This is a genomic window from Shewanella sp. SW1, assembly GCF_025653545.1.
Classification (GTDB): Bacteria; Pseudomonadota; Gammaproteobacteria; order Enterobacterales; family Shewanellaceae; genus Shewanella; species Shewanella oncorhynchi.
Map to the genome: position 1 here is coordinate 24,856 of NZ_JAKKSG010000010.1, position 22,214 is coordinate 47,069.

The following is a 22,214-nucleotide window of genomic DNA, read 5'->3' on the forward strand; positions in this document are numbered from 1 at the left end:
TATCCAATGGCGACTTTTTGTTGGGCTAAATCTGACTAGTTACTCATTAGCTTATTAATTTTTTTAACCAATATCTCGCGATTTTTAGCCAGTTTAAAAATTGTCGGCAAATGTCGAATGACTATCGGCTCAGACTCAAATACCGCATCGCGATCTTTGGCTTGAATATAATCACGGATCTGAAGCATCATCTGTTTATTAAATGCCCAAAGTGAATGACCTTTAAACTCAAGGGAATAAAATGCGTCATTGGGCCATTCAAGTCGATGTTTCTGTTTTGCCATACACTGATAACAACAAATAAGACCAAGATCTGTACCATCTGTAAAAGCACTGTTCGCCCTATGTTCCCAAGTCGAAGTACCTTGGTATTTTTCTGGCAATTTTTCCCGCCAAGAAGCATCCAATAGCGGAGGGAAAAACAGCACACCAGGCCATTTATGAGCAAATCTTTGATTAAACTGCTTGATCTCAAACTGCCGACCCTCAAATAAATGCGCATCTTTTTTCTCTAAACGAAAAACATGGGCAAAGGTAAAAGTGGCGCAGCCAGCACAATGGGGGCAAGTAACTTCAACTCCGTTTGGCAGGCTAAAAAACTCATAAAATCCTGTCATTGATACGACATTCCAAATGATTTAGAGACTAATTTGGAGCTCATCAATTTTCCAACCACCTTCATTTATCATGCTAATTCTTTGTTTTTCATTCGCCTCCGATGCATTACCACAGAGATCTTTTTGTGCATATTCAAGAACGGCCGTATCCCCTTCGATCACCTGCGACACTAAGGTGAGTGCTTTGCACTTGGCAGCGGCTTTTGAAAATGAAAGATAAGATGCGATCACTTCATCGCGGGACTGCTTCATCTGCTGCATATACTGTGGGAACTTAGACTCAACATCCGCTTGCTTACGTTGGGTATAGTAAGCCTTGTCCTCTTGATAACTCATCCCCTGCTGTACATTAGCATTGTACTCGTCATAGACTTCGCTCGGCGATTTAGGCGTTGTACAACCTATCAGCACAAGCACAGATATGGGCAGTAAGAAAATCGATTTCATCATCGAACCTCCAAAACTAGACATGTATTATCAATAAATTCCATGGTGCATTCATCTGCTTGTTGTCACTGAACGAGTGCGCCATATATGTCTACCAAATACTCCTTATTCTCTTTGAAATCAATTACCTTTGCAGAAAGTAAACCTTTACTATCAACAGGTAACAAAATCAATGAAGATAAAATGTAATGCCACCAAGATAACATGTAAATAGTTCATTGATTACTTTAGCTTGGCAGCGTTGCTCATTCAATTGCAGCACAGTTGCTTATGGCGAGTGCTAAAAATAAGTGCCATAAAGCTGTGAGCATGCTCTAAATTGCAGTATTTGACAGGTCATTGTCTAATGCATTAAAAGGCACAAAGGTCTTTTTATCGAACCAGAGAGGCGAGCGATTTTGTCCTGCAAGCTGATAAGCCCAAGTAGTAATGGCTTCAGAGCGATCACTCTCACAGACGAAATATCGACTGAGTTCAGAGTGTAACGTTTGGCCATGCCGGATAATATTTTGCTCATACCAGTTATCTTTATGGTGCTGAACGGCAAGATGATCGCGTTTTTGATTATTACAACTGCTATGTGCGAGGACAAAATTATGGCCTAAATCATTAGGATATCGTGCCCAAGGGATAAAATGATCCACTTCGCCTGTTTCTTTTAATGATTTTTGGCAATAGAAGCATTGGCCTTTTTGGATATCAAGCAGTACAGGTCTAGCATGGGTGATCGTCTGTCTGTCGCTACCAAACAGAAACTCACTTAAATTGCCTTTACTGCCTATAATCACTTGATTTGCTGGAAACTCGGCGATTTTTTGTACCCATTGAGTACGAGCCAATGACACCACTAAATCGTGAAATCGCCTGAAGCAAAATGCGATACCCGGATTCAACTCGATGTAATTTTTCGTTTTATCATGGGGATAAAGAAAACATTCTTCATTACGTGACAAGTTTTGTAAGCGCCATAAGGGGCCATCTTTAAACGTACCGCGCGTTTTACGCAATAAAGCTGGATAACTAAGATGCGCTTTTAACTGGGATAGACTGTTAACACCTTGATGGCGTAGTTCAATCAAACTGTTGATCAAGGCTGATTGCTTTCCACTATTTTGGATCAAGACAAAATACCCATCATTGGCACCAAAAGGCAAAGAGTGTTGCCAGTAAAGTTCAATAAACTTCTCTACCAAATCATCAATACTGATGGCGGTTTTCAGCGCAGGATCGGCATTGAGTATTAATGGCCGTTCGATACAGATATCGGCGATCGCATGCAGTAAGGCAAATTTGTAAGTTGCAACGAAATCCCCTTCAACTAACAGACGTTGTAAATAGCTAATAAATTCAACTTGTCTTCTCGCATCAATCGGCATTCAGTCGCTCCTGAATAATAACGCTTGCTTCAGGTGCATTTACGTTTGGCATCAGTTTGGGTGTAAAAACTAACGTCTGCCAATGCACTTGTGAGCGACCGAGTTTATCGGTTTCATCTTGGCTCAAATCTAAAAGTCGTAGCTGACAATCTGCAGCAAGTGTGAGCAGTTCATCGGCACTGACTGGGTGCATAACGCGCGCATCGGGGCTTGGGCCATGGCGCAAACTGATGACTAAAAGTCCAGTCGAATTGAGTAAGCGTGAGAGTGTTGCTAGTGCAAGTGGGCGCTCTGAGGGAGATAAATGCATCCACACAGCGCTGAGTAAAATCAGATCAAACTGTTGCGCTAGGCCAACCACTTTTTGCAACTGAGGTAAACCATCCTCAATCCAACGCACGGGTAGATCCCGAGTTAACACCTGCCCCATTTTCGCTAAAACAACCGCAGGTTCGACTGCAATAATTTGTGTCTCTTTGCCCTCTGTTTTTCGGCTAAATAATGCACATCCCGCCCAGAACCAGCTCCTACATCCAATATCGACAATGTATTTTTGGTAAGTAGAGGCAAAAGATGATGCAACCAACTCGAATGCACTTCTTCAAAGGTTTTAGACAAATACTGTGCCGCGAGTATTTCGGCGTGGTCATTATAAAACACTGTGCTCACTGACAACGATCCTTTTGCAACAAGTGATTGTTTTTACAGACGCTAACTTATCACAGTCGTATTTGATAAAAAATATATGTCATCATTATCATGCTGTTTTGCATAAAATATTTAGCATTATGTTGTTCGCGATCACTGTGCTGATTTCGGCTATTCGACCCAAAATTCTTATCAATACCTATGCAATCTCAGCATTTCCCCGTCGTTTTTGTCGCAGTGGTTTACACTCTATGAGTTAGTGTAAAGATAAGTGCAATTGATTGAATCTGTTACATTCTTCTCCAGAGCAGTTTCCATTTCAGTGTTGGAGTGAACGGGTTTTAACGTCTTGGCGTAGCGTCTACATAGAGATTAAGACCTAGGGCTCAATTATTTAGGATATCTATTGCCTATGAGTTTTGAAGATTCGTTAGAGCAACTTAAACGACAGTTTTTACATGCACTGCCGGATAAAAAGAAACAAATCATTACCTTGTGGATTTCATTGCGTAAAAATTGGGACGCACACATGCTGTCTGCCGTGTACCGAGAGGTGCATAACTTAAAAGGGTCGAGCGAGACCTTTGGGTTATCAGATACCAAACACATAGTCGATAAACTGGAGTTGCTGCTTAAGGGGCTGCTCAATGCGCCAGCCCCCGAACTTCCTACGATCAAAGGCTTAGATACCCTCTTCCACCAGTTGTTACAAAACAATATGCGCGGCCAACCGTCGGCGCCAGTAGTAGAGGCGCAAATGCAGCAAAGCCCCTATAAACCGTCAAAGGCGCGCCATGAGCACCATATTGCCATCATAGAAGACGATGGGAATGTCGGCGCTATGATCACAAAGCAGCTGCGAGAGTTCGGTTTTAGTGTGCAGCATTTTTTGAATTTCACGAGCTTTCTGGTGGTGCAAAATAAAACGCCCTTCGATCTGATTTTATTAGATTTAATTCTACCAGATTGGACTGAAGAGGCCTTGTTCGAAGCTGCCACTGAGTTTGAGAAGAACAATACCCGAGTATTTGTTTTATCCTCGCGGGGGGATTTTGACATGCGGCTATTGGCCATTCGTGCCAACGTCAGCGAATATTTTGTTAAACCTGCGGAAACCACTTTATTGGTGCGCAAAATCCATCAATCTCTCAAGATGTCAGAGAAACAGCCGCTTAAGGTGTTACTGGTGGATGATCAACAATCTATGGTGGATTACTTTTCAAGCCTGTTACGCAGCCATGGTTTGATGGTAAAAGGGTTGTCCAGTGCCGAGCAAGTCTTGCCTGCCCTTGAGCAATTTGAGCCTGATTTGTTTATCTTCGATTTGTACATGCCCGAAGTGAACGGGCTTGAGCTGGCAAAGATGATCCGCCAATTGGATAAATACACCTCGAGCCCAATTCTCGTGTTGAGCTCAGACGATACGATGCAGAATAAGGTCAGCATCATACAAGCGGGATCAGATGACTTAATTTCAAAGCAAACCGCACCGAGTTTATTCGTCGCGCAGGTGATTTCCCGTGCGCAACGGGGTCATGATATTCGCAGTTCGGCTAGTCGCGACAGCTTAACTGGGCTGTTAAATCATACCCAAATTCTGGTGGCTGCGAGACGCTGTTTTAACGTAGCGAAACGGATTAACTCTCAAGTTTGTATCGCTATGTTTGATTTAGATCACTTCAAAAAGGTCAACGATACTTATGGTCATTCCGGTGGTGATAAGGTGTTGTTGGCATTTGCCCACCTGTTACAACAATCCTTACGTCAAACTGACTTTACCGGCCGCTACGGTGGTGAAGAATTTATGTTAGTGCTGCCAGATATGCAAAAACCACTGGCGATTGCCAAGTTGAATGCGATCCGTGAAAGCTTTAGCCATATCGTATTTGTTGAAGATGGCGTCGAATTTAAGGTGACGCTCAGCGGCGGTTTAGCCTTTTCGGATCAATGTGAGGAATTTCAAGATTGTCTGTTACTAGCAGATAAAAACCTTTACGAAGCTAAACGTTTAGGCAGAAATCAGCTCGTGGTTTCTCCGACTGACTAGCACTAGATAGAATGAGCCACTGCAGCGCACAAATCAGTTCGGCGTAATGCTCTTCCTGCGAGACTCACGCTCTATTCATCACTTTTGAATCCCACTCAGCGTGGGCGGTCACAGTGAGCTTAAATGGTTAATGAGCTTGCTCGGCATCTGCGATAACTCCACCACATAATCTACCGCACGGCACTTTATTGCTTCTCGTGGCATGCCAAATACCACACAACTTTGTTCATCTTGGGCAAATGTAGTGACGCCTTTTTGGTGTAGCGCCACCATGCCTTCGGCGCCATCTTTGCCCATGCCAGTTAAAATCATCGCGCTGATATTGGGCGTGGCACATTGGGCCAAGGCCGTAAACATCACATCGACCGAAGGTCTGTGGCCACTGACCTTTTCATCTTGGGTTAATTTAACTTTATAACTACCACCCACTTTGATGATCTCAAGGTGATGATCGCCAGGGGCAACATAGGCATAACTGGGTAAGAGTCGTTCCCCATGCTCGGCTTCTTTGACAGTAATCCGTGACTGTCGATTTAAACGTTCCGCAAAAGTGCGGGTAAACCCCGCTGGCATATGTTGGGTGATCACTATCGGCGGCATAGCCGCGGGTAAATGTTGTAATACATAAAGAATGGCTTCAGTACCGCCAGTAGATGCGCCTATCGCGACTAAATGCTGTGTCAGGGTTGTATTGGCCAATATTGGCCGCTTACTTGAAACAGGGCGTACTGGCTCAACAAATTTCTGAGGCTTGATGATTTTGGCTTTCGCGGCAGATTTGATCTTATCTAAAATCAAATCCTGATAATCATGGATACCTTGGGGCGAGTCTAATTTCGGTTTAGGGATAAAATCCACCGCGCCTAAGGCCAAGGCGTTAAATGTCGCATCAGCACCCTGCTCGGTTAACGATGAAATCATCACTACTGCAGTGGGTCTGGCTTTCATCAAGCGGTCCAAAAATGTTAAACCGTCTACTTTGGGCATTTCAATGTCTAAGGTAATCACATCGGGGCAAAATTGGTTCACCAGATCCTTGGCCTCATAGGCATCGGCAGCGAGCCCAACCAGAGACAGTTCAGAGTCAGCCTCAATCATTTTACCGAGCAAGCTGCGCATCAGCGCAGAATCGTCAACAACTAACACTTTGATCGTCATAACTTAATCACCAAATAGTTCAACGTCGCCGCCCGAAGGTAAATTACGAACCCGTAAACGGTACTCACTTTCCCTGTCAAGAATTGTGCTGTTATGCATGGATTTAATTTTACGGACTTTCACTTTTCCCGAATGGGGGAAAAAATACACTTTGCGCGGATACACATCGAGTAAATCGGCAGCAACGATAGGGATATTTTCCAGATTGAGGTATTCAATCACAAACTCAGCATTACGCTCACCAATGTTGTGCACAGTAAAACTACGTAACATATTACCGCCCCCAAACACCTTAGCTTCGAGTAAATTACGCTGTGCGCCAAGCTTGAGCAAGTCGTTGATTAACAACTCCATGGCATACACGCCGTAACGGGCTGAATCGGCGAGCACCCCAGTACAATTACTATTGTCACTTGGCAATAAAAAGTGATTCATTCCGCCAATTTTGAGCTTAGGATCATACAAGCACACTGAGACGCAAGAGCCTAACACTGTCACTATCATGGTATCTTCACGGGTCGCAAAATACTCGCCGGGTAATATTTTTACCGCATCGCAACCAAAATGATGATCGTGATAGCGATTCGGCTCTGCAATAGCATATTCGATATTAGGTTTTAGCACTCATGAGCCCCTTCACTGGCCGATAGGTTGTTTGACCAACGGCAGTGATGATTTGCGGGAACATATTAAAATTTTCCGAATGTCCCGCAATATAAAGTCCATCCTCGCTAAGGGAGTTCATCATGTGTTTTAATATGACTTCCTGCGTTTCTTTATCGAAATAAATCATTACATTACGGCAAAAAATTACATCCATTGGCGTTTTTAGCGGCCAAAAAGAATCGAGTAAATTGATGCGGGTAAACTTGAGCATCTGCTTTAATTCGGGCACCACGCGCACATTGCCCAACTGTGAACCCCTTCCGCGGTGAAAAAACCGTTTCTTACGGATATCGCTGACTGTATCGATACGATCTAAGGGATAAATACCCATTTCAGCCTTTTTAAGTACGCCGCTGTCGATATCGGAAGCAATGAGCTCGATAGGCGTTTTAAAACTGTTGAAATGTTCAGCGACGACAATCGCAATCGAGTAAGGTTCTTCCCCTGTGCTACTGGCCGCACACCAGATCCTGCGGGTATCTGGGTTATCGATTAAATATTGCTTTAACACTTCAAAGTGATGCGGTTCCCTGAAAAATGCCGTTTGATTAGTGGTTAACGCATTGATAAATTCTTGGTGTTCGTTTTCATGGCTTAGCAGATACTCAAAATAAGCCGAAAATCCGGCTAATTTCAATGTTCTGATCCGCCGCACTAAACGGCTATACACCATAGCATCCTTGCTATCGGCGAGTTTGATCCCCGCTAAGCGGTACAGCGTCGTCCTCGCGGTATTAAAGTGCACCGAGGTATAGGCAAACTCTCGTTCCAATGGTTTGTTTTCACTCAATTAAAATTCTTCCCATTCGTCTTGATCTTGCTTCATGGGCTTCATCGCATTGGTTTTAGGTTTCTCTGTCACTCTGGCTCTTGCCATAGGTTGAAGCTGCTGTTTGATGGGCTTCATCGCCTTCGCTTTGGGCGCCGCTAATCTCGCGTTGCTGCGTCTTGGGGCTTCATCTTCGTCGTCCACGCGAAAACTGGCGACACTGTCTGAGAGTTGCTGCGCTTGGGATTGCATGCTTTCCGCTGCGGCGGCCGCTTCTTCAACCAATGCCGCATTTTGTTGCGTCATTTCATCCATTTGCACTACGGCTTTGCTGATCTCATCGATACCGATGGCCTGCTCATTAGAGGCTGAGGCAATTTCCGCCATGATGTCGTTCACCCGTTTAATGGCGATGACAATTTCCTTCATGGTATCGCCAGACTTACCGACAAGGCTGTTGCCACTCTCGATTTTAGACACCGAATCCGAGATCAGTGCCTTGATATCTTTAGCGGCATTGGCCGAACGTTGGGCTAAGCTACGCACTTCTGACGCGACCACAGCAAAACCGCGGCCTTGTTCGCCCGCCCGCGCCGCTTCAACCGCTGCATTGAGCGCTAAGATATTGGTCTGGAAAGCAATGCCATCGATAACACCAATAATGTCGGCAATCTTACGCGCCGATTCATTAATCGATGCCATGGTCTGGACAACTTGCTGGATAAGCTCACCACCATCCACTGCGACTTCAGCCGCTTTAGAGGCTAAGGCATTGGCTTGACTGGCGTTATCCGCATTGAGTTTCACTGTACCTGTGAGTTCCTCCATGCTGGCCGAGGTTTGCTCTAGGCTAGAAGCTTGCTCTTCGGTGCGGCTGGATAAATCAGCGTTGCCTTGGGCTATTTCTGCCGAAGCGGTATTGATGGTATCCGCGGCTCGTTGAATATCTTGGATCATGAAGGATAACTTTTCAGCAGTTTGATTTGAGTAATTTTTCAAATCATCAAAGGTGCCTTCATAATCGTTATAAATGCGAGTGGTCAAATCGCCATCGGCCAGCGCCATCAGCACCCGCGCCACATCTTGCAATCCACGTTCCGAGGTTTCAATTAACGAATTTAAATTGTTCGCCAGCATTAAAAAGAAACCTTGCTTGCCATCTGTTTCCGCCCTTTGGGAGAAATCACCCGCAGCTGCGGCTGTGACTATGCGGGAAATTTCCTGCTCGGTTTGGACTTCAATGGTGCGGTCGAGCCATTCAACTACAGTGCCTAAGCGTTCACCTTCTTTAGACACAATGGGGCTGGCCGTTAAGCGAAAATGGCAACTCGCGACCTTAATAAGCGATTCATATTTACGGTCTAATTTATCGAGTAAACTTGCTTGGTGAGCAGGATTGCGGTGGAAGATATCCATAGAGCTGCCGAGGATTTTATCCACGGAAAAATGCGGTAAGGCTTGTCTGATCTCACTTTCAGAATGGCGCAACATAGTTTCGACCGAGCGATTCATATAAATGATCGTACGGTTAGCATCGGCGATCATGACGTTGGTACTGGTATTATTGAGCGCTTCGAGGATACGCTGGGTTGCTCGCTCGGCTTCGATACTTTCGGTGCGGTCTATCCACTCAACACCTGTGCCTAAATGCTTATTTTCAGCGGTGATAATCGGCGTCAGAATCAACCTAAAGGTACGTTTACCTATGGTGATTTGCGCGGTATGGGATTGGGTTAGACGTTCTAATAAATTGCGCTGATGTGCAGGATTTTTATGGAAAATGTCGATATTACTGCCGATCAGTTTGGCAACCGAGAACTGAGGTAACTCTTTACGAATATCGTCCTCTGCCTCTTGCAGTAAACGGACGACGGCTTTATTCGCATAAATAATATTGCGCTGACTGTCAGCGATCATAAAGCTGTTGCCACTGTTATCGAGTAGCTGAAAATAGCGCTGACGCTCTTCATCCCTTTGCTCACGCGCCTCATCATTGCCAAAAAAATTGAAGATACTCATTATTGTTACTCCTGATCAGTCAGACTATTTGCATCAATTAGACCCAGCTCATCACTGCTGATCAGAGCCTGAATATTTACTAAAATGATCATCTTATCCTCGACCGTGGCTAAACCTTTGAGATAGCGACTATCGAACGCCACCCCAAATTCTGGGGCGGGTAAGATTTCCTCCGCCGACAGCTTAATCACATCGGAGACGGCATCGACCACTATGCCGACTATACGTTCAAACACGTTGAGCATAATAACGATTGTGAACTCGTTATAAGTGGCGGTTCCAACAGCAAATTTCATCCGCAAATCCACTATGGGTACTATGTCACCGCGCAAATTAATCACGCCTTTTATAAAGCTAGGGGCGTTGGCGATTTTAGTGACCGACTCATAACCGCGAATTTCTTTGACGGACATAATATCGAGGGCATAGTGCTCTTCGCCTAACATAAAGCTTAAAAACTCCACCTCATCATGGGCGTTGTATTCCACTTTGGCGGTCATAGTTGATCGACTCTCCATGGCTATTTCCTTAATTTTTAATGTGCAGAGCGAGCGATTCGACATCGAGGATCAACGCGACGCTGCCATCGCCCATGATGGTGGCGCCGGAAACTCCGGGGATCCTGCGATAATGTGTTTCAAGACTTTTAATCACCACTTGCTGCTGGCCAACTAAGGCATCAACGCACAGGCCAAAGCGCTTGTGGTTGCTTTCGAGCAATACGACTATGCCCTCTTCTGGGCAGCGGGCATTGGGCTCAATTTCCATCAGCTGATAAAGATTGAGCAGAGGTAAGTACTCTTCACGTACTTTTAAGAGTCTTTCTTTGGCGAGAAATTTAAGTTGTTCCGTTTGCGGCTGAATAGATTCTATGATGTGCACTAAGGGCAGAATGTAGATCTGATTTCCCACAGAAACCGTCATACCATCGACAATGGCGAGCGTGAGTGGCAACTGGATTTCAAAGGTTGAGCCTTGGCCCTCAGTGGATTCAATATCAATGCGTCCACCTAAGGCTTCAATATTACGGCGCACCACATCCATACCAACACCACGGCCAGACACATCCGTGACTTCCTCCGCAGTAGAAAATCCTGCGGCAAAAATCAATTGCCAGACTTGCTTGTCGCTACTGTTATCAGCCACTTGCAAACCGTTTTCCCGCGCCTTTTGAATAATGCGCTCACGGTGTAAACCTGCACCGTTATCGTGCACAGCGATAACGATATTACCGCCCCTTTGACTGGCTTTAAGGGATAACACGCCCACTTCGGATTTACCCGCTGCGAGCCGTTTTTCAGGTTTTTCGATACCGTGATCTAAACTATTGCGCACTAAGTGAGTCAGCGGATCGACGAGCTTTTCAATCATGCCCTTGTCTATTTCTGTGTTGCCACCTTCAATCACGAGATTGACGTTTTTACCCAGTTGCTCAGAAAGGTCCCTCACTAAACGGTTGAAACGGTTAAACACAAAGGATACGGGAAGCATACGTACCGACATCACTGCCTCTTGCATCTCACGGGTATTACGTTCCAATTCATTGAGTGCGGTCTTGAGTCGCTCACCTAAATCGCCCGTCATTTCATTGCCGATAAGTGTTAGCATGGACTGAGTGATCACCAGCTCGCCCGCGAGATTAACCAAAGTATCTATCTTAGAGGTTTCGACCCTTAAGGTGGCATCTTGGGCTGGCGTGGCTGATTTTTTAGTCGCTGTTTTCACCTCTGTGGTATTGGGCTTTGGGGCAACAGATGAGTTTGATGTTGCGTTTGAACTCAGTATTGCAGGCGAGCTTGCTTTCACAGAAGGACTCGTAGGCACGGTTGAAATGGGTGCGGTGGGCTCAGTCGCTTTGGCTTTAAATAAGGTGTTTTGGGATTGGCTACTTCCAGTTTCCTTGGCTTGATGTGCTCGAGTGGTCGCTGGCTTATAAACCTTCTGCACTAGCGGTTTTGAACTTAATAACTCGATTTCATTGGCGAAGGATTCTGGCGTTAATGCTTCAAAAAAACCAAAGCCTAACTCATCATCGTCAATTGTCACATCACACAGCTCAGCAGTACGCTCTTTATTATTTGCCACACTGTCAGCGCTGATGTCTTCCGCTTGATAAGGCTCATCAAAAAATCCAAAATCTTCACCTTCGATGGCAATATCACGTGCCATTTCATCTTCAAAAAATCCAAAACCCAGATCTTCTGCCTCCACTGGTACGGTGGGTGCTGCATTTATGATGGGAGTGCTAGTAGCGGCGTCTGTACCATTACGTATCGCAACTGATGAACTAAAAGGCTCACCATTTAACGCTGCAACCAACTGACTTTTACTGTATTCAACCTCCTGCCAATCAATCTGCTCTTCTTCGCGGTACAAGCTCAAGATATGGGATAACGTGTCCACAGTACTCAGCAGTAAATCGATAATGGATGACGTTAATTGGAAGTTACCCTTACGGGTTTTATCCAGCAGGTTTTCCATCACATGGGTGACACTGGTTAATGCGGTAAAACCAAAAATACCACTGCCGCCTTTTATAGAATGTGCAGCACGGAAAATGGTGTTCAGTTCTTCAGGATCGGGAGAAGCAAGGTCCAATGCCAATAGCAATTGTTCCATATTTTCAAGATGTTCATGACTTTCTTCAAAAAAGACCTGATGGAACTCGGCCATATTGATGGACATAGCGCACCCCGTTGCAGTTAACCCAGCACTTTAGCCGTAATAGCCAACAACTTTTGAGGATCAAAGGGTTTTACCATCCATCCCGTCGCACCCGCGGCTTTCCCTTGGGCTTTCATATCATCGCCCGCTTCCGTGGTGAGCATAATGATCGGCGTACGCATAAATGCCGACATAGCACGTAAGGATTTAATTAAGGTCAGCCCATCCATTCGAGGCATGTTTTGGTCTGTCAGAATGAAGTCAAATCTTTGCCCATTACAGATATCAAGGGCTTCTCGACCATCTTTGGCCAGTACCACTTGATAATTAGCCGATTTAAGGGTCGCTTCGACCATTTGTCGAATCGCTGCGGAATCATCAACAATTAATATTCTTTTACTCATGCGCTATTCCATTATGACTTTAGTTATATTCCCTGGCGGTACTAATTCGTAGGTCTTAGATAATGTTTTCACCAGTAAGAGACCGCGCCCAGACAACTGAGGAATGTCCGCCATCAAATTTTCATCACCCTCAAAGCCTTTGCCACTGTCAGCCACGCTAATATGTAATTCATCCTGCGATGAACGCCAGATGATGCTCACTTTTACCCAATCATTTTCCGTGAGCCTATCTGCAAAACTGTCCCTAATACTATGGTACAGTTCGAAGCCTTCTGGATCATTTTTTAGTCGAGAATCTAATTTTAGTACACCATGATCAATAGCGTTGCTAAATAACTCTGCGACAACAGTAAAAACCCGTTGACAGAAATTGGTCGCAAATCCCAATATACTGAGGAACTGATTCAATGAACTTAAATAATCAGCGCTGAGTAACATAGGCCCTGCAATACTGACATCCCAGCAGAACTCTCCATCCATAATGGCTTTAATACGACTAACATCACGATCTTGATGCCAAGTGTTTAATCGTTCAAAATCTAAGGTACAAATAGTGATGTCATCGGCAATATTTTCAGCAGAACAGTACTCATGCATATTGTTCTCTAAATATTTGACTAGACCACCTGACAAATGAATAAATAGATCTTTTAATTTATCAATGCCAAATGGATTGCCGTCATGGGTATATTGCTCTATTAAACCATCACTAAAAAGGCAAGCATGCCCATGGGATGGTAAATCAACCGTAACAATATCCGCTATAAAAGTATGCGGAGGTAAAATACCAAGGGCCATATTTGTCGATTTAAATTTATCGATGGATTGATTACTGACTGAACGAGAATGGTCAGTTTCTTTAATATTGTGGTTTGTTAAACAGTCAATTCCACCCGTTTGAATATACACGGGGGGCATACCACCATTCCAAATGTGTAATTTATTACGATTAAAATCGGCTTCTAAAATAATACAGGCAACAAATCTGTCTTCAGGGTTTTCTCGGTGGAGCTTAGCATTCAGTTCATAAATAAACGTAACTAAAGAAAATCCCTTTGAAACCATGGCCCTAAATGTACTGGCAACACGCATGATGGGCATGGCTGCACTCAGGCCATGACCCGTTGAATCGGCGAGAATTAAGAAGAAATTGCCATTAGGCGCTATGCCATTGAGGATAATATCACCGCTAAAATTGGCACTGGCTTGGCAGTAAGTATGTACAAAATCAAAGTCAGTATTATCAATATTGACTAAGTGCTCAAATAAATGCCGGGCCATGTGTTCTTCTCGGGCCTTTTCATAAAGCATTTTTTCGAGTTCAATTCTTTGATGTTCTACTTTATGCTGAAGTTGCACTCGGGTAAGTAAACATTCAACCTTGTACCAAAATATTTCAACATTTATCGGTTTAACAACAAAATCCAAAACCCCCATTCTAAAACAGGCTAATACGGATTGATTTTCTTTTGTCTCGCTCATGACTATAACAGGTGTTTCTTTTTTGTCCTTATTCAACTTATCCAGTAACGCCAGTGCGGTACCATCCTTTAACCAATAGTTAATCAGAATTAAATCAACCGTATTTTGCGTTATTTCAAATAAACCTTCTTCTAGATCACTACAGACAATGACGTTGTAACCTTTGCTATGAATAAAGTCACTGATCCTTTGACTCGCAATAGCGTCATCATCGATAACTAAAATAAAATGTTCCGGCTGAGTAAGCGATACCATAATGAGTGTTACTCTATGATGTATATTTTCTGCATATTGGCAATACTAAGGATTTCATTCGCCTGACCATGTGCAGCTTTTACAGACGTAGAAATATGTAACTCCTGCGCCTTACGATGCAGCAATACCATCATGCCTAAAGCAGAACTATCAAGGTAAAGCACTCGACTAAAATCTAAAATAATATGGTTAACCTCTGGAAGCGTTAAAATATCTTGATAATCACTGGTGAATTTCTTGTGGTAATAAAAGTCAAAGCGCTCTGGCAATGAAATAACTTTAATATTTGACATTTTGTTATCCCTAATTAAAAGAGTTCAATTTCACCACAGGTAATTTGATCCCTTGAAACGGGATTATGAGTATCCTGACGTCTGCGACTCATTTGTATTGTGATGTCATCACCCTTAATGCCAAACTCCTGTTGTGACATAGTGGTGACGCGATTGAGCGATTCTTTTAAATGGTTTAGGGACTGATTTGTGTAAATCAGGCTTTGGGAAGTAATATCACTGAACTGCAATCCCCGAATAGTATCCGAGATGGCTTGTTCTAGTTCATGTGCCGATGAATCGATACGTTCAATCACTTGAGAATCCTTCTCTGCTTTAACGATAATCTGCCTTAGTGCAGTATCTATATCCTTTTTGGCATCAATAATATAAGTCATATCTTGAGCGGCGACTTTACTCACGTGTACGGTTAATTGCTCAATCTGAATTTGAATTGATTTAAGCTGTTTTTGTATGCTTTCACTAAAACCTGCGCTACGAGTGGATAAAGCGCGCACTTCATCTGCCACAACGGCAAAGCCTCTACCCGCATCACCCGCCCGCGCCGCTTCAATTGCCGCATTTAAAGCGAGCAAATTAGTCTGGGACGAGATTTGATCTATGTCTTGCAAGGCTTTCATTGCTTGAGGCATAGACTCGTAGATGAGATTCACTTTTTCCAACAACTCCATAGTTGATGCCGACATTTCTATGGTGGATTGAATAAAGCGCTCTAACGTCATTGAGGTATTGTTGGCAAATTGTTTCATTTGGTCTGAATGGAATAACTCAGCATCGTCAGTGCTTTGAACAAGAGCGGAAATGAACCCTGTTTGCTCGGTCATTAATCGCCCTAAGCCATCAAACGATTCTCCCAGCAGATTGACCGCATCGCCCTGCACCGCAAGTACGCTGCCAATGTTAGATTCACAACTGTTGAGTGTGGTGATCGTTTCTTGATATAGACTGACGTGAGCTTGCCAATCGGCGGCAAGTTGGTTGTTTGAGGACTTATCATCATGCTGTTGAACTGATTGTATTTGCTTGTGCTGAAAAGATTGCCACAGCAACATAATCAACACGGAAATAATCGGCCCCATAGCCCAGAATGTCATTAAGCTAAGCAGATATCCAATGCCTGCCGCACTCACTGCAACGACCCCATCCTTGAATGTCATATCTATTTCACAATAATTGTACAGTGATTAAAAAGTAGTTTGGTACTGAGCAATTTTCAAACATGAAAGTGAAATTTTTCACATTGTTACGTGTGGCAATGCGGAAAATGCAGTTATCCCGTTAGAAATCCTCAGTATTGGGCGCAAATCTTCAGTAAATCGCTGTAAATTCATGATTTGCTAATAAACTTACCTTTATAGAACCCTAAACTTAACTGTGCAGTCCTCATACCCTAGGTTACACTGGAAGCGTCATTGATTGGGATGGAATCGCTTATGAGTCAACGTACATTACACTCCTTATTTAAACCGACTTCCGTTGCCATTATCGGCGCTTCGAATACTGAGAAACGCGCGGGTAATGTGCTGATGAAAAACCTGCTCTCCAGCGGTTTTTCGGGGCCTATCATGCCAGTCACCCCTAAATATCGGGCTGTGATGGGCGTGCTCGCCTATCCCAATATTGAAGCGTTACCCATCAAACCCGATTTAGCCGTTATCTGTACCCGCGCTTGCCGTGTGCCCGCCATCGTTGAAACCCTGGCGCAATTTGGCTGTAAAGTGGCGATAATTATGGCGTCGGGCATGGCGCAGGAATTTAACGAAGATGGCGTGAGTCTGCTCGACCTAACCATGCAAAATGCCAAGCGTTACGGGATGCGTATTCTGGGGCCAAATAGCTTAGGAATGCTATTACCTCCGTTGGGATTAAACGCCAGTTTAGCCCATGCCAGCGCCCTACCGGGTAAAATTGCCTTCGTGTCTCAATCCGCCGCCATTTGTACAACGGTACTCGATTGGGCGAATAACAAAGGTATTGGCTTTTCGTCCTTTATCTCTCTGGGCGATGCCACCGACATTAACTTTGACGAATTGCTCGATTACCTTGGTCGCGACAGTCGCACCAGTGCCATCATGCTTTATATCGATTCTGTGAATGAGAAACGCCATTTTCTCTCCGCTGCCCGAGCCGCTTCACGCAATAAGCCAATTCTAGTGATTAAATCGGGCCGCAGCGCCGAAGGTGCCCGCGCCGCAAAATTGCATACAGGCGGTGTTGGCGGTAATGATGCCGTGTATGAAGCGGCGTTTCGCCGTGCAGGTATGTTGCGGGTTAACGATTTAATTGAACTGTTTGCCGCGGTTGAAAGTTTAGCGCATTCCAATCCGCTGCAAGGTGAGCGCTTAGGGATTATCAGTAATGGTGGCGGTCCTGCCGTATTAGCGGTGGATGAACTCATTATGCGTGGCGGTAAACTGGCGGAGTTATCAGAAGACACAATAGCTAAATTAGAAGCTGTGTTACCGAATACTTGGTCAAGGCAAAATCCCATTGATATTATTGGTGATGCGAACGCATCACGATATGCTAAGGCTTTGACTATCCTGATGGATTCCAATGAACTTGACGCTATTTTGGTCTTGCACTCCCCTTCTGCACTCGGTGAAAGTGTTGAGATAGCTGATGCTTTGGTGAGTGTGATCCACGCGCATCCCAAAAAGAATCGCCTCAATATTTTGACGAACTGGAGCGGTGAAGACTCGGCTTATCAGGCACGAAAACGCTTCACTAAGGGCGGTATATCCACCTACCGTACACCCGAAGGTGCTGTGGGTGCCTTTATGCACATGGTTGAATACCGTCGTAACCAAAAACTGCTGCAAGAAGTGCCGCAATCGATCCCCGATAATATTCCGACAGATAGCCTTACGGCGCGCAAATTACTGCAAGCGGCTCAAGCTAAAGGAAAATCGGTACTGGAAACCCATGAGGCCAGCCCTATTTTGCGTGCTTATGGGCTTAACACTATAGACACTTGGTTTGTGAAAGATGCCGATGAAGCGGTGGCCATTGCGAATGAAGCGGGCTATCCCTTAGCGTTAAAAGTGCAATCCCCTAACATCTTGCATAAGTCCGATGTGCACGGAGTGATGCTCAATTTAACCTCGGCTGAAGATATCCGCCACGCCGCGAATGCGATTACCCAGAGGGTGCATCAAGCCAATCCCGAAGCCATTATTGAAGGCATGATAGTGCAGAAAATGGCGTTGACCGCTGGCGCGCAGGAAATCCGCGTGGCCGTGATAAGCGATCCCGTCTTTGGTCCTGCGATTTGCCTTGGCGAAGGTGGCTCAGAATGGGACCCCACCAATGATGCTGCCGTTGCCCTGCCTCCCCTGAATATGGCACTGGCGCGTTATATGGTGATCCAAGCGTTAAAGACCCATAAGTTAAAGGACAGACATTTACCACTGGGTCTAGACATGAATGCCCTGTGCGTGATGTTAACGCAAATATCCCATATTATTATTGATTGCCCTGAAATCGCCTCGTTAGATTTAAACCCAGTACTGGCCGCGGGTGAAAACATCACTCTGCTCGATGTGAATATCCGTTTGCATGATGCCAATGCCGACAGTTCATCGCGGATGGCCATCATGCCCTATCCGAAGGAATTAGAAGAATTCGCCGAGCTTAAAAATGGCCTTAAGGTAATGCTAAGGCCGATTTTGCCCGAAGATGAGCCTAAACATTTGGCCTTCGATAATTCGTTATCCGATGAAGACAGATACAAACGCTATTTTGGGGTGCGCTCGAAAATGACCCATGAAGAAATGGCGGTATTAACTCAAATCGATTACGCCCGTGAGATGGCCTTTATCGCCACGGCTAAGGGACCTGATGGCGATGACATCACCTTAGGTGCCGTGCGTGCATCTATTGACCCTGATAATACCGAGGCCGAGTTTGCCATGGCGGTGCGTGGCGATCATCAAGGTATAGGGTTAGGCAAATTGTTACTCGAAAAATTGATCAAATATTATCAGGCCAACGACACGCCCGTGCTCACCGGCTTTACCATGTTTGAGAATCGCAATATGGCCAGTCTTGCCAAGAGTCTCGGTTTTAAAGTGACCTTCGATATGGAGGAGCATTTGATCAAAATGCACATGGATTTAAAACCGCCCAGTGATCAATAGCACCTACCCAGACGAACAAAAACGCCGCAAATCATTGCGGCGTTTTGTTATCCTAAGTAAATGATTATTTAACGAAATAGCGACCGAGCTAATACTTAACGCCTTGAAACATCGACACCCGCATCACATTCTCAGCCTCTAACACAGTTACGGCCTTCGGACTTAGCTTGGTACAGTGCTTTATCGGCGCGACTAAACAGCGTTTCAGCATCATCCCCCTGTTGCAATGAGGCCATCCCAATCGAGACAGTAATCGCGCCAAGGGAAAGCTTTTTGTCTTTCCCTACCGTTAAGCGCCGCTCAGAAATACGTTCACGCAGATTTTCAGCCACTTGCAATGCGTCGTGAAAATGGGTGTTAGGTAGCACCACCACAAATTCTTCGCCGCCATAACGCGCAACAAAGTCATCTCCACGCACACATTGCTTTAAGGCTAATGCGACATAGGCCAATACTTTATCACCCGTTAAATGACCATAGGTGTCGTTAAAGGCTTTAAAATTATCGATATCAATCAGTAAGAGACTACAGCGGGTCTGGTGATCTTGTGAACGGTAGATTTGATCCTGAATACTCAACTCATAGGCGCGGCGATTATGCAGAGACGTTAATTGGTCTGTCATCGCCGCGAGGCTAAGATTTTCCATTTCCGACTTAAGATTTTGTACTTCTTGACCCATGGTACACAGACTTTGCTCCATCTCACGGTTGTTGATAAGTAGCATCTGCATCTCATCGACCACACCATCAACCAGCTCGTTCAAGGTATTGATATCGGGATTAGTCTGTAATCGCAAACCAAACTCGGCTAATGAGCCAGAAAATGCCGCGGTTCCTTGACTCAACTGGCTGATTTTATTTAACAGGCTATTGATCAAGATTTGTGTTTCAATCTGAACATTTTCAATCACTTCTGGTGACTGTTCTTGGATAAAGGTTTTATAAAGACTAGTATTAACTTCCTTGGTAAAAGAGACAGAATTCGCCAAAAAACCATCAATCGCGCGATTTAAATCGAGATTTGTGCCTGCAAAATATTCATACCAAACAGTGTAATTTTCAGGAGTAACAGGAATATCGAGGGCAGACATTTGCGGCACGGCCAAACGCAAAATTTGCGCGGCAGAATCAAGTTCTTTATTTTCTGCAGTAGAAGACATAAATCGCGAACCATAGATTTGTTATGTTTTTGTATACATTAAGTTAAATCAACTGATTCAATTTGGATATGGGAGAAATCAATTATTATGACAGGGAGCAAAAGAAAAGAGGATGTTGCCATCCTCTTCCTCTTCCTCATCATGGTGTCGAACCAACTAGAACGAGCAAAACCTCGCGACAATTAAGTCCACAATTAACCGCGGCAGCGAGCAAAGATATCTAATTCAGGCTGATATACCTCAGTTTTGATATTCATTAGTCCCAATAGACTATCGAATAAATTGTCATGGGAGAAACCACCTTTCGCCGCATGCTCAGCCAAACAATCCATATCCAATTGATTATCTTGGCTAAAATCTTTTGATACCCAAGCAAGCATAGGAATGCTCGTCTGCTCAATCGGTGCGATACTGTAAGGCGCGCCATGTAAATACATGCCTTTTTCGCCTAAAGACTCGCCATGATCGCTCAGATACAACATGGCTGGATCAAATTTATCTTGTTGATTTTCTAACTTTTTAACCACTTCGCTAATAATATAGTCAGTGTACAAAATACTATTGTCATAGGTATTCATCAGCTCATCTTCACTGCAGTTTTGTATATCACTGCGCTGACAATCCGGTGTGAACTTACGGTGTTCTGCTGGATAACGTAAGAAATAAGTCGGGCCATGACTACCAATGACATGCAATACAATCACAGTATCTTTGCGTTCTGCGTTGGCTAAGGCTTCATCTAATTTGTTCAGTAACACTTGGTCGAAACAATATTGGCCAGTGCACAACTGAGGATCACTGTTCAAATCAATGGTTATGTTTTCAACTTGGTCACACACCCCTTTACAGCCAGAATCATTGTCAAACCACTGCACTTTAATACCACCATGATCCAACACATCAACGGCGGTGTCTTGAGCATAGGCACGGCGTGAATCGTAATCTTCCCGTCCCATGCGAGAAAACATGCAAGGCAAAGATACCGCCGTTGCCGTGCCACATGAACGGGTATCTTTAAAGACTATTAATCCTTGGTCTTGGGTATGGGCGTTGGTTGGCTTGTCGTAGCCATAATACTGATAACTCATTGAACGCGCGGTTTCCCCCACGACTAGAACTAATAAATTCGGTTTTCCATTTGAGTTGGCACTGACATTTTTTGCATCGAGGCCAAGTTGCTGATATTCGATTGGCGTTTGCAAGTACTGCACATTGATGTACTTAGACACCGCACCGATAAAATACGTCGGCACGATATAACGTTTTAGCTCGTCGTTGTTACGGCCAAAGGCCGCGTAATCTTGAAAATAGAAGAAAGCAATAATGCCCAGTCCTGCCAACATCGCTAGCATAAAAAGCACTTTATGCAGTAGTTCTTTTAGGAAAGGTTTGTACTGAATATCCGCTTTATAGATAAGGTACGCGGGTAAAATCCCAGTCAGTAACATATTCATTATCGAAGCAAAATTCACATACATGAACGCTTCGGCATGATTGGTTTGAAAAGTGTTTTCTATCATGCCGTAATCGAAGACGACATTGTATTGGTAGGCAGCGAAGAACACACTCGATGATAACAAGGTGAGTAAGATGAAAAACGGTTTAACGAGATACTTCACCGTAAATAAGGAAAATACAAAACTGAGTGCAAAGGTTAAAAACAACGGCACAGTAGCGATGAAGATAGGATCGACATCAGGTTGTTTTTCAATGCCTTTCTTAATGATGCCAAACAATGGGATATTGAAAATACAGACGTAAAATAACGCTGTGATAAAAGTGAATCGATTCACCGATAGAGTCTTAAATCTTGCTAACACTGATAGCTCTCACTCAAATTAGTTGTTTGTCGAGAATAACTTAGTATTCTTAAGGTAGTCTTAGGCCTTTGACAGTGAAATTTTTCGCAATAGTAGCAAGCTCTTGGCAATGGCTCAAATTATCTGTGGGTATTGTTAACATTAAATAATAAACTTAAAAAAACGGCCGAACCTCAATAAGTTCGACCGTTTTCTGCTCCCCAACCTATTAGGGTCTTGCTCGGTTTTACCAGTGAAGAGTTAACAATTC

Annotated in this window: 18 protein-coding genes; 2 read left to right on the plus strand and 16 right to left on the minus strand. The window is 44.2% G+C overall.

Annotated features, from left to right (window positions below):
- Window positions 1-35: 35 nt before the first annotated feature.
- The 4 genes from L5M71_RS10470 to L5M71_RS10485 form a co-directional block, all read right to left on the minus strand.
- Window positions 36-617 (minus strand): hypothetical protein, encoded by a 582-nt coding sequence (locus L5M71_RS10470; protein WP_263206585.1) that lies wholly within the window; start codon window positions 615-617, stop codon window positions 36-38.
- A 21-nt stretch (window positions 618-638) separates the two neighbouring features.
- A complete protein-coding gene (locus L5M71_RS10475; protein ID WP_263206586.1) occupies window positions 639-1,067 on the minus strand; it encodes a hypothetical protein in 429 nt (142 codons plus the stop codon).
- 311 nt (window positions 1,068-1,378) lie between these two features.
- On the minus strand, window positions 1,379-2,440 hold the full coding sequence (locus L5M71_RS10480; RefSeq protein ID WP_173244808.1) for an HNH endonuclease: 1,062 nt from the start codon (window positions 2,438-2,440) through the stop codon (window positions 1,379-1,381).
- Window positions 2,430-3,026 carry a class I SAM-dependent methyltransferase gene (locus tag L5M71_RS10485; RefSeq protein WP_263206658.1) on the minus strand — a complete coding sequence of 199 codons (597 nt, stop codon included), beginning with the start codon at window positions 3,024-3,026 and terminating at the stop codon, window positions 2,430-2,432. Before L5M71_RS10485 ends, L5M71_RS10480 begins: the two co-directional genes overlap by 11 nt.
- A gap of 474 nt (window positions 3,027-3,500) precedes the next feature.
- Here L5M71_RS10485 and L5M71_RS10490 point away from each other — a divergent pair, with 474 nt between their 5' ends.
- Window positions 3,501-5,135, plus strand: coding sequence for a diguanylate cyclase (locus L5M71_RS10490; protein ID WP_105252527.1), 1,635 nt, complete (start codon window positions 3,501-3,503; stop codon window positions 5,133-5,135).
- Between the two features lie 108 nt (window positions 5,136-5,243).
- Here the strand turns inward: L5M71_RS10490 and L5M71_RS10495 are convergent, their stop codons facing one another.
- The 10 genes from L5M71_RS10495 to L5M71_RS10540 are packed head-to-tail and all read right to left on the minus strand — an operon-like array spanning window position 5,244 to window position 16,002.
- Window positions 5,244-6,293: a chemotaxis response regulator protein-glutamate methylesterase gene (locus tag L5M71_RS10495; protein WP_263206660.1), complete on the minus strand. Its 1,050-nt coding sequence runs from the start codon at window positions 6,291-6,293 to the stop codon at window positions 5,244-5,246.
- Window positions 6,294-6,296: 3 nt separating this feature from the next.
- Entirely contained in the window at window positions 6,297-6,917 is a 621-nt protein-coding gene (gene cheD, locus L5M71_RS10500) for a chemoreceptor glutamine deamidase CheD (protein WP_263206662.1), read from the minus strand.
- Complete coding sequence (locus L5M71_RS10505) at window positions 6,904-7,749, minus strand: CheR family methyltransferase (RefSeq protein WP_263206664.1); 846 nt, start codon at window positions 7,747-7,749, stop codon at window positions 6,904-6,906. Before L5M71_RS10505 ends, cheD begins: the two co-directional genes overlap by 14 nt.
- The gene (locus tag L5M71_RS10510; RefSeq protein ID WP_263206667.1) at window positions 7,750-9,747 is read right to left on the minus strand and encodes a methyl-accepting chemotaxis protein; all 1,998 of its coding nucleotides are present in this window, start codon (window positions 9,745-9,747) and stop codon (window positions 7,750-7,752) included.
- A gap of 5 nt (window positions 9,748-9,752) precedes the next feature.
- Window positions 9,753-10,265, minus strand: a complete 513-nt coding sequence (locus L5M71_RS10515) for a chemotaxis protein CheW (RefSeq protein ID WP_049821692.1) — start codon at window positions 10,263-10,265, stop codon at window positions 9,753-9,755.
- Window positions 10,266-10,275: 10 nt separating this feature from the next.
- On the minus strand, window positions 10,276-12,432 hold the full coding sequence (locus L5M71_RS10520; protein ID WP_263206669.1) for a chemotaxis protein CheA: 2,157 nt from the start codon (window positions 12,430-12,432) through the stop codon (window positions 10,276-10,278).
- Window positions 12,433-12,449: 17 nt separating this feature from the next.
- Window positions 12,450-12,815 carry a response regulator gene (locus L5M71_RS10525; protein WP_028759902.1) on the minus strand — a complete coding sequence of 122 codons (366 nt, stop codon included), beginning with the start codon at window positions 12,813-12,815 and terminating at the stop codon, window positions 12,450-12,452.
- Window positions 12,816-12,818: 3 nt separating this feature from the next.
- Window positions 12,819-14,552 (minus strand): SpoIIE family protein phosphatase, encoded by a 1,734-nt coding sequence (locus L5M71_RS10530; protein ID WP_198573195.1) that lies wholly within the window; start codon window positions 14,550-14,552, stop codon window positions 12,819-12,821.
- Window positions 14,553-14,560: 8 nt separating this feature from the next.
- Entirely contained in the window at window positions 14,561-14,845 is a 285-nt protein-coding gene (locus tag L5M71_RS10535; RefSeq protein ID WP_263206672.1) for an STAS domain-containing protein, read from the minus strand.
- Window positions 14,846-14,859: 14 nt separating this feature from the next.
- Window positions 14,860-16,002 (minus strand): methyl-accepting chemotaxis protein, encoded by a 1,143-nt coding sequence (locus L5M71_RS10540; protein ID WP_263206674.1) that lies wholly within the window; start codon window positions 16,000-16,002, stop codon window positions 14,860-14,862.
- A 276-nt stretch (window positions 16,003-16,278) separates the two neighbouring features.
- Here L5M71_RS10540 and L5M71_RS10545 point away from each other — a divergent pair, with 276 nt between their 5' ends.
- Complete coding sequence (locus tag L5M71_RS10545; RefSeq protein ID WP_263206676.1) at window positions 16,279-18,984, plus strand: acetate--CoA ligase family protein; 2,706 nt, start codon at window positions 16,279-16,281, stop codon at window positions 18,982-18,984.
- A gap of 131 nt (window positions 18,985-19,115) precedes the next feature.
- Here L5M71_RS10545 and L5M71_RS10550 read toward each other — a convergent pair whose 3' ends face one another.
- Both L5M71_RS10550 and L5M71_RS10555 read right to left on the minus strand, forming a co-directional pair.
- Window positions 19,116-20,144, minus strand: a complete 1,029-nt coding sequence (locus L5M71_RS10550; RefSeq protein ID WP_028759897.1) for a GGDEF domain-containing protein — start codon at window positions 20,142-20,144, stop codon at window positions 19,116-19,118.
- Between the two features lie 194 nt (window positions 20,145-20,338).
- A complete protein-coding gene (locus L5M71_RS10555) occupies window positions 20,339-21,964 on the minus strand; it encodes a phosphoethanolamine transferase (RefSeq protein WP_263206678.1) in 1,626 nt (541 codons plus the stop codon).
- Between the last annotated feature and the right edge of the window lie 250 nt (window positions 21,965-22,214).

What these genes read in the sequence shown, in the direction of transcription:
- L5M71_RS10475 (WP_263206586.1), bottom strand. Translation starts at nt 1,067, where the DNA reads ATGATGAAATCGATTTTCTTACTGCCCATATCTGTGCTTGTGCTGATA.
- L5M71_RS10470 (WP_263206585.1), bottom strand. Translation starts at nt 617, where the DNA reads ATGACAGGATTTTATGAGTTTTTTAGCCTGCCAAACGGAGTTGAAGTT.
- L5M71_RS10545 (WP_263206676.1), top strand. Translation starts at nt 16,279, where the DNA reads ATGAGTCAACGTACATTACACTCCTTATTTAAACCGACTTCCGTTGCC.
- L5M71_RS10525 (WP_028759902.1), bottom strand. Translation starts at nt 12,815, where the DNA reads ATGAGTAAAAGAATATTAATTGTTGATGATTCCGCAGCGATTCGACAA.
- L5M71_RS10530 (WP_198573195.1), bottom strand. Translation starts at nt 14,552, where the DNA reads ATGGTATCGCTTACTCAGCCGGAACATTTTATTTTAGTTATCGATGAT.
- L5M71_RS10480 (WP_173244808.1), bottom strand. Translation starts at nt 2,440, where the DNA reads ATGCCGATTGATGCGAGAAGACAAGTTGAATTTATTAGCTATTTACAA.
- L5M71_RS10520 (WP_263206669.1), bottom strand. Translation starts at nt 12,432, where the DNA reads ATGTCCATCAATATGGCCGAGTTCCATCAGGTCTTTTTTGAAGAAAGT.
- L5M71_RS10540 (WP_263206674.1), bottom strand. Translation starts at nt 16,002, where the DNA reads ATGACATTCAAGGATGGGGTCGTTGCAGTGAGTGCGGCAGGCATTGGA.
- L5M71_RS10515 (WP_049821692.1), bottom strand. Translation starts at nt 10,265, where the DNA reads ATGGAGAGTCGATCAACTATGACCGCCAAAGTGGAATACAACGCCCAT.
- L5M71_RS10510 (WP_263206667.1), bottom strand. Translation starts at nt 9,747, where the DNA reads ATGAGTATCTTCAATTTTTTTGGCAATGATGAGGCGCGTGAGCAAAGG.
- L5M71_RS10490 (WP_105252527.1), top strand. Translation starts at nt 3,501, where the DNA reads ATGAGTTTTGAAGATTCGTTAGAGCAACTTAAACGACAGTTTTTACAT.
- L5M71_RS10550 (WP_028759897.1), bottom strand. Translation starts at nt 20,144, where the DNA reads ATGTCTTCTACTGCAGAAAATAAAGAACTTGATTCTGCCGCGCAAATT.
- L5M71_RS10495 (WP_263206660.1), bottom strand. Translation starts at nt 6,293, where the DNA reads ATGACGATCAAAGTGTTAGTTGTTGACGATTCTGCGCTGATGCGCAGC.
- L5M71_RS10535 (WP_263206672.1), bottom strand. Translation starts at nt 14,845, where the DNA reads ATGTCAAATATTAAAGTTATTTCATTGCCAGAGCGCTTTGACTTTTAT.